This is a genomic window from Nostocoides sp. (assembly GCF_035343835.1).
In the GTDB taxonomy this organism is placed as follows: Bacteria; Actinomycetota; Actinomycetes; order Actinomycetales; family Dermatophilaceae; genus Nostocoides_A; species Nostocoides_A vanveenii.
Genome location: NZ_DAOQZV010000081.1, coordinates 1 through 12166 on the forward strand (window position 1 = coordinate 1; position 12166 = coordinate 12166).

At 68.6% G+C, this 12166-nt stretch carries 11 protein-coding genes and 1 pseudogene; all 12 read left to right on the forward strand.

The features are described from left to right. Nucleotides 1-304 (forward strand): annotated as a pseudogene (locus PKH97_RS07660) (DNA polymerase III subunit gamma and tau); the annotation flags it as partial. A gap of 129 nt (nt 305-433) precedes the next feature. Further along, complete coding sequence (gene recR, locus PKH97_RS07665; protein WP_324386815.1) at nt 434-1033, forward strand: recombination mediator RecR; 600 nt, start codon at nt 434-436, stop codon at nt 1031-1033. Further along, on the forward strand, nt 1026-1634 hold the full coding sequence (locus PKH97_RS07670; RefSeq protein WP_324386816.1) for a DUF5063 domain-containing protein: 609 nt from the start codon (nt 1026-1028) through the stop codon (nt 1632-1634). The genes recR and PKH97_RS07670 overlap by 8 nt, the downstream gene beginning before the upstream one ends. 134 nt (nt 1635-1768) lie before the next feature. Further along, nucleotides 1769-3040 carry an aspartate kinase gene (locus PKH97_RS07675; protein ID WP_324386817.1) on the forward strand — a complete coding sequence of 424 codons (1272 nt, stop codon included), beginning with the start codon at nt 1769-1771 and terminating at the stop codon, nt 3038-3040. A gap of 198 nt (nt 3041-3238) precedes the next feature. Continuing rightward, on the forward strand, nt 3239-4108 hold the full coding sequence (locus PKH97_RS07680) for a LytR C-terminal domain-containing protein (protein WP_324386818.1): 870 nt from the start codon (nt 3239-3241) through the stop codon (nt 4106-4108). A gap of 199 nt (nt 4109-4307) precedes the next feature. Beyond that, a complete protein-coding gene (locus tag PKH97_RS07685) occupies nt 4308-5507 on the forward strand; it encodes a pyrophosphate--fructose-6-phosphate 1-phosphotransferase (RefSeq protein WP_324386819.1) in 1200 nt (399 codons plus the stop codon). A gap of 224 nt (nt 5508-5731) precedes the next feature. Continuing rightward, nucleotides 5732-6115 (forward strand): RidA family protein, encoded by a 384-nt coding sequence (locus tag PKH97_RS07690; RefSeq protein ID WP_324386820.1) that lies wholly within the window; start codon nt 5732-5734, stop codon nt 6113-6115. Nucleotides 6116-6138: 23 nt separating this feature from the next. After that, entirely contained in the window at nt 6139-7152 is a 1014-nt protein-coding gene (fgd, locus tag PKH97_RS07695) for a glucose-6-phosphate dehydrogenase (coenzyme-F420) (protein ID WP_324386825.1), read from the forward strand. An 84-nt stretch (nt 7153-7236) separates the two neighbouring features. Continuing rightward, entirely contained in the window at nt 7237-8001 is a 765-nt protein-coding gene (locus PKH97_RS07700) for a 3-hydroxyacyl-CoA dehydrogenase (protein ID WP_324386821.1), read from the forward strand. Nucleotides 8002-8070: 69 nt separating this feature from the next. Continuing rightward, on the forward strand, nt 8071-9231 hold the full coding sequence (locus PKH97_RS07705) for an acetyl-CoA C-acyltransferase (RefSeq protein ID WP_324386822.1): 1161 nt from the start codon (nt 8071-8073) through the stop codon (nt 9229-9231). Between the two features lie 63 nt (nt 9232-9294). Further along, a complete protein-coding gene (locus PKH97_RS07710; RefSeq protein ID WP_324386823.1) occupies nt 9295-11694 on the forward strand; it encodes a glycerol-3-phosphate 1-O-acyltransferase in 2400 nt (799 codons plus the stop codon). After that, the coding region (locus PKH97_RS07715; RefSeq protein WP_324386824.1) for an enoyl-CoA hydratase-related protein at nt 11691-12166 on the forward strand (476 nt) is incomplete at its 3' end. The genes PKH97_RS07710 and PKH97_RS07715, both read left to right, overlap by 4 nt.

Consider the following 12166-nt stretch of genomic DNA (forward strand, 5'->3'; position numbering starts at 1 on the left):
GCACTCCTCGCCCGGGGGGTCGTCGCAATCGGCCCGGGCCACACAGGTCGGACATGGGTCGGGCCCGGGCGCGCGTGGGCCGGCCAGTGGCGCGAACACCGGTGAATCCTCCCGTCCAGCCCCCGCCGGGCGGGGGGCGACCGAGCTGAGCACTCAGCATCCGGCCGTTGATGCGGACATCGATGATGAGGACCTGATCAGCGACGACGACGAGGACCTCATCGCCCTCGGCGAGGTCGGCCGCCCGGTGATCGAGCGCGTGCTTGGTGGGACCGTCATCTGGTCCGAGGGCGACGAGAGCTGACCGGGCACTCAGCCGGGGCCTGACCGCTTTCCCTTCGGCGAGATCGGCCGACGGCGAATACGGTCCCGCGCAAGCGGGCGCCGGGGCGCGTCGGGCGCTGTTGTCGGTGTGAGCGCATAGGGTGATCACGTGTACGAAGGCGTGGTCCAGGACCTCATCGACGAGCTCGGGCAGTTGCCCGGGATCGGCCCCAAGAGCGCCCAGCGCATTGCCTTCCACCTGCTCAGCGCCGAGGCAGCGGAGGTCCAGCGCCTGATCACGGCGTTGTCTGAGGTCAAGGACAAGGTCACCTTCTGCAGCACGTGCGGCAATGTTGCCCAGGACACCCAGTGCCGCATCTGCGCCGACCCGCGGCGCGACACCCACGCCCTGTGCGTCGTCGAGGAACCCAAGGACGTCGTCGCGATCGAACGCACGCGCGAGTTCAAGGGTCGCTACCACGTCCTCGGCGGCGCGATCAGCCCGATCGACGGGATCGGTCCCGATCAGCTGCGCATCGCCGAGCTCATGCGCCGCCTCGGTGGTGACGAGATCACCGAGGTCATCATCGCGACCGACCCCAATATCGAGGGCGAGGCGACCGCCGCCTATCTCGCTCGCCAGTTGCGGCCGCTCGGCCTGCGCGTGACCCGGCTGGCGTCCGGCCTGCCCGTCGGTGGCGACCTGGAGTATGCCGACGAAGTCACCCTGGGCCGCGCCTTCGAAGGACGGAGACTCATCGATGCCTGACCGGACCGACGCCATCGACACCAGCGTCACCGACACCGACGCCCCGGACACCGCGGATCTCGCCCAGCTCGCCGAGATTTCCGCCCTCGAAGCTCGGGCCTTCCTCGACACCATGACCGAGATCGCCTCCGGCACCAGCCCCGAGGCGGCTCTATCGTTGGCCCTCCTCGCGACCTCGCAGGTCCTTGTCACCGGTGCCCGGCTCGGTGCGGTCCAGGACGTCGTCCTGCGCGAGCGCTTCGAGCCCGACGACGGCCCGGACACCGATGTCGACGCCCTCCAGTCCGCGATCCTCAACGTCTTCGAGGGGTTGGACACCTATGCCGACCTCGTCGACCCGGTGACCACTCACGAGTTGACCACCGGCTCGTTGAGCGCCGACTTCGCCGCCGTCGTCGCCGCCCTCGATCACGGCCTGCGGCACTACGACCGCGGCAACCGGATCGAAGCCCTGTGGTGGTGGCAGTTCAGCTATCTGTCCGACTGGGGCGAGCGGGCGGCCATGGCCCTGCGCGTGCTGCACTCCCTGCTGGCGCACGTCCGGCTCGACGCCGACGAGGACATCGTCGCCGAGGCCGAGTTCGACGCACTGCACCCCTGACCGGCCACCGCCTCGGCGGGCTGGGGGCGCCGTCACGAGCGCGGGGGTCCGGCATACGGAAAATGCGGTTGTCTGCCGCGTCGCCTCCTTAGAGTGGACGCGCCCCTGCCCCTAGCGACCTGGAGCTGTCAGCCGTGCCGATCGTCGTCCAGAAATACGGTGGCTCGTCGGTCGCCGACGCCGAGAGCATCAAACGCGTCGCGCGCCGGATCATCGACACGCGCAAGGAAGGCAATGACGTCGTCGTCGCGGTCTCCGCGATGGGCGACACCACCGACGAACTTCTCGACCTCGCACGCGAGGTCAGCCCGATGCCGCCCCCGCGTGAGCTCGACATGCTGATGACCGCCGGAGAGCGGATTTCGATGGCGCTGCTGGCGATGGCCATCGCCGACCAGGGACACAGCGTGCGCTCCTTCACCGGCTCGCAGGCCGGTGTCATCACCGACGCCCAGCACGGCAGGGCCAAGATCATCGACGTCACGCCCGGCCGGATCACCGAGGCCCTCGGCAAGGGGCACATCGTCATCGTCGCCGGCTTCCAAGGTGTCAGCAAGGAAACCAAGGAGATCACCACGCTCGGGCGCGGCGGGTCGGACACGACCGCCGTCGCGCTCGCTGCCGCGCTGCGGGCGAGCGTCTGCGAGATCTACACCGACGTCGACGGCGTCTTCACGGCCGACCCGCGGATCGTTCCAGCAGCGCGCAAGCTGGACCGGATCACCGCCGAGGAGATGCTCGAGCTCGCGGCCAGCGGTTCGAAGGTGCTCCACCTGCGCAGCGTCGAGTATGCACGCCGCTTCGACATCCCCATCCATGTCCGCTCCTCCTTCACCAGCAAGGAGGGCACTCTCGTCACCGACCAGCCCGCTCCCGAAGGAGAAGCCGTGGAAGCACCCATCATTGCCGGGGTCGCCACCGACCGTAGCGAGGCCAAGGTCACCGTGGTCGGTGTCCCCGACCGCTCCGGTATGGCCGCCCAGATCTTCGCTGCGATCGCCGACGCCGAGATCAATCTCGACATGATCGTCCAGAATGTCTCCGCGACTGAGACCGGCCTGACCGATATCTCCTTCACCGTCCCGATCAGCGAGGGGCCGGCGGCCATGCAGGCCCTGTCGAAGATCCAGGACGAGGTCGGCTTCGCCTCCTTGCTGTATGACGACCAGATCGGGACGTTGTCGCTGGTCGGGGCGGGCATGAAGTCCAACCCGGGGGTGTCGGCGACCTTCTTCAAGGCCCTTGCCGCGGCCGACATCAACGTCGAAATGATCTCGACCTCCGAGATTCGCATCTCGGTGGTCATGCGCGACGACCGGCTTGATGAGGCCGTGCGCGCCGTGCATACGGCCTTCGGTCTCGACTCCGACCAGGAAGCCGTCGTCTACGCCGGCACCGGCCGCTGACCACCCCAGGACCCAGCGCCGTGTCTCGACTGTGACGATCCTTCGGCCAACCGCCCGCCGCCGCTGAGCGTCAACACTCGGAGGACGTCACAGAACTGTTATCAAAGTTCATCAGTGTGACTTGTGTTGCGCTAGTGATCAATGTGACCAGTGAGGCAGAATGAGCCTTCAGTGACACGAGCGAAGGGACGAGGACGGATGACGCAGGTCCCGGTGGCACCGGACGACGCACGGCGTGCCATCCGCTGGCGCCAACGGCGCCGCTTCGTGCTGCTTATCACCCTGCCTGGGTTGATCGTCGGTGGAGCGAGCGTGGCCGGGGCCTATGGAGCAGGCCTGCTCACCCGTAAACCCGCCATCGCGTGTGTCTCGGCCGTCGTCCCGGCCCCGGCCCGCGACTCCTTCGACATCCTGGTCACCAACTCCAACGAGACCGCCGGACAGGGCGGCAAGGTCGCCAAGGCCCTGACCAAGCGGGGATTCGTCGTCAAGGACGTCAGCAATGCGCCCGACGGCGTCTACATCAAGCGGGCCGCGATGATCTACCACGGCCCCAAGGGCTTGGATCAGGCGCTGCTCGTTGCGGCACAGATTCCCGGCGCCCGCACGTGGAACGACGGCCGCGGTGGTAGCACGGTCGAGGTCGTGATCGGCTACGGGTTCACCGGGCTGAAGCCGGTCCCGCCGCCGCCGGCCCCGCTGCCGAGCGAGATCACGGTGAATGTCTACAACACGACCTGGCGCGCCGGCCTCGCCGCGACGGTCGCCGACGACCTGGCCAGCCGCGGATTCCACCTCGGCACCGTCGGCAACGACCCGCTGCGCAGCTTCCTACCCGATGACATCGCGGTCATCCGCTTCGGCCCGGACGGCGCGGATACCGCCGCCACCGTGCAGCAGAACCTGCCCGGTGCCCGGATGCAACAGGACGCCCGCGAGGGCAGTGGAGTCGACCTGGTCATCGGCAACGGGTTCACCTCTCTCCTGGAAAAGTCCCAGGTTCCCCGGCCGCCCAAGCGCGTCGCCCCGCCGGCCGAGACCGTCGCCCGGCCCTGCGCCGCCGGCTGACGCCGCGCTCCTACCTGCCTGGCGGGACGACGCAGCCGCCTGACCGCTGCGGGATGTCGGCGATCGACGCCATGATGAGGATCGGTCTGCGCTTACCCACGGCGCCGAATCGGAGCATGTGACGACGGCCGGTTCGCCGACCGTATGCCGGAGTGGAAGGATGGGAGCACGTCACCTTCGCCTTCCCGAAAGGTTCGTCATGCCCGTTCGCAAGGTCGCCATGCTCACCGCCGGCGGCATCGCCCCCTGCCTGTCCAGTGCCGTCGGTGGCCTGATCGAGCGCTACACCGAGACCGCTCCCGAGGTGGAGATCATCGGCTATCTCGATGGCTACGCCGGCCTGCTCACCGGCAACTCGCTGCCCGTCACCGCCGAGGTGCGCGAGGGCGCCCACCTGCTGCACCACTTCGGCGGCAGCCCGCTCGGCAACTCGCGCGTCAAGCTGACCAATGTCGCCGATTGCGTCAAGCGCGGCCTGGTCAAGGAGGGCCAGGACCCCCTGCATGTCGCCGCCGAGCAGCTGACCAAGGACGGCGTTGACGTGCTGCACACGATCGGCGGGGACGACACCAACACGACGGCCGCCGATCTCGCGGCCTACCTGCACGAGAACGGCTACGAGCTCCAGGTCGTCGGCCTGCCCAAGACCATCGATAACGACGTGGTCCCGATCCGGCAGACCCTCGGCGCCTGGACGGCGGCCGAGCAGGGGGCCATCTTTGCCAAGAACATCATCGGCGAGCACACCTCGAATCCGCGGATGCTCATTGTCCACGAGGTCATGGGGCGCCACTGCGGATGGCTGACGGCCGAGACCGCCCGGCGCTACCACGCGTGGGTGGGGGAGCAGGCATACGTGCCGGGGATCGGGAACTCGCAGCAGCGGTGGGATGTGCACGGGGTCTATGTCCCGGAGTCGCACATCGACATCGCCGCCGAGGGTGCGCGACTGCGCGCCACCATGGACGAGATCGGCTGCGTCAACATCTTCCTGTCCGAGGGAGCGGGCGTCGCGGACGTCGTCGCCGAGATGGAGGCCGCGGGGGATGAGGTGCCGCGTGACCCGTTCGGCCACGTCATGCTCGACAAGGTCAACCCGGGTGCCTGGTTCGCCAAGCAGTTCGCGGCCGCGATCGGCGCCGAGAAGGTCATGGTCCAGAAGTCGGGCTACTTCGCCCGGTCGGCGGCGGCCAATGACGAGGACCTCGCCTTGATCAAGCGCTGCACCGATTTCGCGGTGGATGCGGCCCTGCGCGGCGAGAGCGGCGTGGTCGGCGAGGACGAGGAGGCCGGCGACGAGCTGCGGGCGATCGAGTTCCCGCGGATCCGCGGCGCCAAGGCCTTCGACCCGCAGGTCGAGTGGTTCCAGGCGCTCCTGCGCGACATCGGCCAGCATTGACCCCCGTCCCTAATTGCTGCTAGGACACCCCTCGAAGTTCTCCGCTCCTTCGTCGCTCCGATACTTCGTGGGGACCCCGTCCGTCCGTGGTTTCGTAACACTGCTAGCAGAGGTTAGGTGTCTTCCAGCAGGGTCGACCATGCTGAAGGACACCTAACCTGCGCTAAGTCGCCGGCTCGGCACCCCTCATCCCGGGCGTCAACTCAAAGGAGAGTCGCAGTTCAATGGATCGTCGCCATGCCTCGTCCGGTTCACCGTATGAAGCGACCATCGGCTTCAGTCGCGCCGTCCGGGTGGGCAATCACATCGCCGTCAGCGGCACCGCCCCGATCTGGCCCGACGGTGGCATCGTGCTCGACCCCCTCGACCAGGCCCGCCGATGCTGGGAGATCGCGATCGGCGCGCTGACCGAGCTCGGCGGGAGCGTTTCGGATGTCGTGCGGACCCGCCAGTACATCACCAGCGCCGACGCCGCCGAACCGGTCTCCCAGGCCCACGGCGAGGTCTTCCACGACGTGCGGCCCGCGAGCACCGTGGTCGTCGTCGCCGGCCTGCTCGACCCGCGCTGGCAGGTCGAGGTCGAGTTGGACGCCATCGTTTTCGAGTGAGACGTCAGTTGAAGGAGCAACGAGTGGGCATACGGATCGGATACAAGGCGTCGGCGGAGCAGTTCGCGCCGGCGCGGCTGGCGGATTATGCCGTGCTGGCCGAACAGGTCGGACTGGACAGCGCGTCGATCTCGGATCACTACCAACCCTGGCGGCTGACCGGCGGGCACGCGCCGAACGCTCTTGCGTGGTTGGCGTATGTCGCGGCCCGCACCGAGCGGATCACCCTCGGCACGTCCGTGCTCACCCCGACCTTCCGCTACAACCCGGCGGTCGTCGCCCAGGAGTTCGCGACCCTCGCCTGCCTGGCTCCCGGTCGCGTCTTCCTCGGGGTCGGCAGCGGTGAGGCCCTCAACGAGATCGCGGTCGGCGCTGTCGAGCAGTGGCCGGAGTTCAAGGAACGCTTCGCGCGGCTGCGCGAGGCCGTCACCGTGATGCGCAGGCTTTGGACCGAGGACGAGGTCACCTTCGATGGCGACTACTTCCACACCGTCGGCGCGCGCATCTTCGATCGCCCCGAGGACCCGGTGCCCGTCTACGTCGCGGCGGGCGGCCCGATGGTTGCCCGGTATGCCGGCCGCGTCGCCGACGGCTTCATCTGCACCTCCGGCAAGGGTCGCGAGCTGTATGCCGATGAGCTGATCCCCGCGGTCGCCGAAGGACGCGCGAAGGCCGGCCGGGCCGAGGATCCGATCGAGCGGATGATCGAGATCAAGCTCTCCTGGGACCCCGACCCGCAGGCCGCCCTCGAGAACACCCGCTTCTGGGCGCCGCTCTCGCTGACCGCCGAACAGAAGCACAGCATCCACAGCCCGGCCGAGATGGAGGCGGCGGCCGACGAGCTGCCGATCGAGCAGGTCGCCAAGCGCTGGATCGTGGCCAGCGAGGCCGACGCGGTCGTCGAGGCGGTCCGCTTCTACACCGACCTCGGCTTCGACCACCTCGTCTTCCACGCCCCTGGCGATGACCAGGAGCGCTTCCTGCGCACCTTCGCCGAGCAGGTCCTCCCCGGCCTGCGTGAGCTGCGGGCCGCCTGACCAGCGCCGGCGCGCCCCGACCCGGCCGCGCCGGCATACGCACGACACACCACGGCATACGCAAAGCAAGAAAGGTGCTTGACCATGGACATCAGCGGCAGCGTCGCCCTCGTCACCGGAGGGGCGTCCGGGCTCGGCCTGGCCACCACTCGTCAACTTCTCGGCCTTGGCGCGTCGGTCGTCATCCTCGACCTGCCCAGCAGCAAGGGCGCGGAGGTCGCGGCCGAACTCGGCGAGCGCGTCGCCTTCGCGCCGGCCGATGTCACCAAGGAGGCTGACGTCCAGGCCGCGGTCGCGCGGGCCGCCGAGCTCGGCACCCTGCGCGTCGCGGTGAACTGCGCAGGCATCGCCCCGCCGGCGCGCACCGTCGGCCGCGACGGGTCGCCCTTCCCGCTCGATCTGTTCACCGCGGTCGTCATGGTGAATCTGGTCGGCACCTTCAACGTCATCCGCCTCGCCGCGGCCGCGATCGCCGAGGCCGACCCGATCGGCGAGGAGCGCGGCGTCATTGTCAACACCGCGAGCGTCGCCGCCTTCGAGGGCCAGATCGGTCAGGCCGCGTATGCCGCGTCCAAGGGTGGCGTGGTCGGTATGACGCTCCCCATCGCCCGTGACCTCGCCGCCCTGAAGATCCGGGTCACCACCATCGCGCCGGGACTGTTCAAGACGCCGATGCTCGCCGGCCTGCCGCAGGATGCCCAGGACTCGCTCGGTGCGCAAGTCCCGCACCCGGCCCGCCTCGGGGACGCGAGCGAGTACGCCGCGCTGGTCGGGCACATCATCGCCAACCCGATGCTCAACGGCGAGACCATCCGTCTCGACGGGGCGATCCGGATGGCGCCGCGCTGACCCGTCGCCCGCGACAACGTGACACAGCCGACGTGGTTACCGGCGCGCCGGACAGGCAAGATGAACCCCATGTCACCGCGTGATGCCGTCATCGTCGAGGCCGTCCGGACCCCCGTGGGGAAGCGCAAGGGATCCTTGGCCTCCGTCCACCCGCAGGATCTGTCCGCGCACGTGCTCACGGCCCTCGCCGAACGCAGCGGCATCGACCCCGCCGAGGTCGACGATGTCATCTGGGGCGCGGTCATGCAGGTCGGCAGTCAGGGCTTCAATATCGCCCGCAACAGCGTGCTCGCGGCCGGCTGGCCCGAAGGTGTGCCCGGCACCACCATCGATCGCCAGTGCGGGTCCTCCCAGCAGGCCGTCCACTTCGCCGCTGCCGGCCTGATCGCCGGCCAGTACGACGTCGTCGTCGCCGGTGGCGTCGAGGTGATGAGCGCGGTGCCGCTGGGGGCGTCGATGGCGGGCGGCGAGTTCGGCCCGGTGTATGCCGATTCGGTGCTCGAGCGCTATGGCGTGCCCACCTTCAACCAAGGTATCGGCGCGGAGATGATGGCTAAAAAGTGGGGCTTCAGCCGGCAAGCCCAGGACGAGTTCGCGAGCGCCTCCCACGCCAAGCTCGCCGATGCCATCGACGCCGGCCGGCTGATCGGTCAGTATGCGCCGGTCGACCTCCCGGGCGGTGGCCGGCTGGAGGTCGACGAGGGCCTGCGCCGAGGCACTACCCCGGAGTCGCTCGCGAGCCTCAAGCCGGTCTTCCGCGAGGACGGCACGGTGCACGCCGGCAATGCCTCGCAGATCAGCGACGGGGCCGCCGGATTGTTGATGATGACCTCGGCCAAGGCCGCCGCGCTCGGACTGACGCCGATCGCTCGCTTCCACACCGGCGTCCTCGCCGGCGACGACCCGGTGATGATGCTCAGCGCGCCCATCCCCGCCACCGCCAAGGCGCTGGCCAAGGCCGGCCTGACGATCGACGACATCGGGGTCTTCGAGGTCAACGAGGCCTTTGCGCCCGTGCCCATGGCCTGGCTGGCCGAGACCGGCGCGGACCCCGCCAAGCTCAACCCCAATGGCGGGGCAATCGCGATCGGCCATCCGCTCGGTGGATCGGGGGCGCGCCTAATGACCCAGATGCTTCACCACATGAAGGACAACGGCATCCGCTACGGCCTGCAGACCATGTGCGAAGGCGGCGGCATGGCCAACGCAACCATTATCGAACTGCTGTAGAAAGGGCCCCATGCATCGCTCGCGCACCTGCCCGCTCTGGGCCTTTCCTCCTGCCGGACCGCGATGAGCGCCGGCACGGCGGACCTCGCCTACGCCCCAGACCAGCCAATCGTCGCCGTGGGCACCGCACGCACCCCGGTCGAGGAGAGGCTGATCCGGTCCTGGGTCGATGAACACTTGGGCAGTCATCCGGGTGGGATGGACCTCTTCGTGCTGCCCCGTGGGGCATCGACGACCGGCGATTTCACGGGCCTGAGCCGCCGGATCGAGGGCGACGCAGACGCGCTCCTGGTGCCGATCGGCGTGACCTGGCTGCCGGCCGAACATCAGGACGGCTCACGCAAGGTCAGCGTCACCGACCTGGTCCGCGGCCGCAATCCCTACAAGCCCAAGGAGCGCCAGCAGGCCCAGATTGCCCGGAGCGACCCGGACCGCGGCCGGATTGTCATCGGGACGCCGGCCGCTCTCTCGCGGGTGCGGGATCGCTTCGCCGAAGGTGGCGGCGATGCCAGCCAGGATCCGGTGGCCTTCGCTCGCTACGTCGGGCGCCGGGGCCGGCTGGCCCTGCAGCGCGCCGACGCCCAGTTGCTCGGACCGCAGTTCAAGTCGGCCAAGCTGGTCAAGGACGAGATGCTCGCCTCCCGGCACTTCCAGGCGGGCCTGGCCAATCTGCGCACCACCTTGGGCCCGGTCACGGTGACGACCGAGAAGGTCGAGGAGATCCTCGACGAACTCGCTACCGGCTGGAGCCGCTATTTCGTCGACGTCTTCCCGCGGGTCGGTCGGGCGGTCTTCGGCCGGGGCTTCGACCCCCAGATCGACACCATGCCCGACGAGATCGACCGGCTGCGCCGGACCACCGCCGACCACCCCGTCTCTTTTCTGTGGTCACATCGTTCGAATCTTGACAACCTGGTCTTCACCGCGTGCCTGGAAGAGAACGACTTCCCGCTGCCTTATCTCTTCGCGGGCATCAATATGTCCTTCGGGCCGATGGGCTCGATCATGCGTCGCGCCGGCGTTGTCTTCATCCGGCGCACGATCGGCGACAACGCGCTCTACAAGTTCATCCTCAAGGAATATGTCGGCTACCTCGCCGAGAAGCGCTTCAACCTCAGTTGGTCGATCGAAGGGACGCGCTCGCGAACCGGCAAGATGCTTCCCCCCAAGCTGGGCATTCTCGGGTTCGTCGCCGATGCCTATATCGAGGGCCGCTCCGACGACATCGCCCTGCAGCCGGTGTCCATCACCTTCGACCAACTCCACGAGATCGGCGAGTATGCCGAATACGCCCGCGGAGGCAAGAAGGCGGCCGAGGGCTTCTCCTGGCTTTACAACTTCATCAAGGCGCAGGGCTCGAACAACTTCGGCAAGATCTATGTCCGCTTCCCCGAGCCGGTGATGATCCGCTCACTGATGGGCCCACCAAATGGCGAGACCGCGACTGATCCGGCCAAGCGCAAGCTGGCCCTGCAGAAGCTCGCCTTCGAGGTCGCCTGGCGGATCAACGAAGCAACCCCGGTGACCTCAACGGCGCTGGTCACCACGATCCTGCTCGGGGTGCAAGGCACGGCGATGACCGCTGCCCAGGTGACCACGGCGTTGGCCCGCGTCTTGGACTATCTCGACGCGCGGTCGGTGCCGCTGGCGTCGAGTGTCGCCAACCTCCGCACTGCCACAGGTGTCGAGCAGGTGCTCGCCGCGCTCGCCTCTTCGGGCACTGTGACACGCGTGGACGGGGCACGGGACCGGGTCTGGCTGATCAAGCCCGATGACCAGCTCGCCGCGACCTTCTATCGCAATGCGATCGTCCATCGCTTCCTGATCTCCGCCATCTGCGAGATGTCGCTCGTGCTGGCCGAGCGCGAGGCCGACCCCGGCCCGGATCGGATTGCGGCCTTCTGGGCCGCCGTGGACCGCCTGCGCGACCTGCTCAAGTTCGAGTTCTATTTCAAGGAGAAGTCGGAGTATCGCAGCCGGGTTGACGCGGAGATGACCCGCTCGTTGCCGGACTGGCAAGAGCGTCTCGCGGCACCGGACTTCGACGTCCGCCGCACTCTGACGGCGATGTGGCCCCTTTTCTCCCCCTTCACGCTGCGACCCTTCTTCGAGGCCTACGAGATCGTCGCCGACGTGCTCATGGACTATCCGGAGACGGGGGCGATCGAGAAGGCGAAGGTCACCAAGGACGCGCTCAAACTCGGTGATCAGTTCGTCGCCCAGAAGCGGGTCTCCTCCGAGGAGCCGGTGTCCTCACTGCTGTTCGGCACGGCCTTGCAACTGGCCGACAATCTCGGCGTGCTTGCCGAAGGCCCGGACCGTCCAGAACGTGTGGCCAACTTCCGCACGCGTCTACACGATGTCCTCGACGCCATCGACGTCGTCGCCACCGTGATGACCGATGTGTATGCCCGCGAGCGCCGCCGGGCGCATCGCCCGGCCGCCCAGAGCCACCAGGCATGATCCGCGTCCGCCTCGCGGGCGATATCGCCGCCCTGACCTTCGATGCGCCCGAGCGGCTCAACGCCGTTGACGCGCCGATGCTGGCGGATCTGACGGCGGCGCTCGAGCGGCTCGACGCCGACCCGGGCGTGCGGGTGATCACGCTCACCGGCGCGGGCCGGGGCTTCTGCGCGGGCGCAAGCCTGGCGGTCCCGGCGGACGGCCCACTGGAGATCGATACCGCCACGCTCTATTCCGCGGGCCGCGTCGTCGCCGCGATGACGGCGACCCGCACGCCAATACTCGCCCTGGTCAACGGGGTGGCTGCCGGTGTCGGCGTCTCCTTCGCGCTCGCCGCCGACTACGTGCTGGCCAGCGAGGCAGCGAGCTTCATGCTCGCGTTCACCAAGATCGGCCTGATGCCCGACGGCGGGGCGACCGCGCTCGTGGCCGCGAGCATCGGGCGTGCGCGGGCGATGCGCCTCGCGCTGAC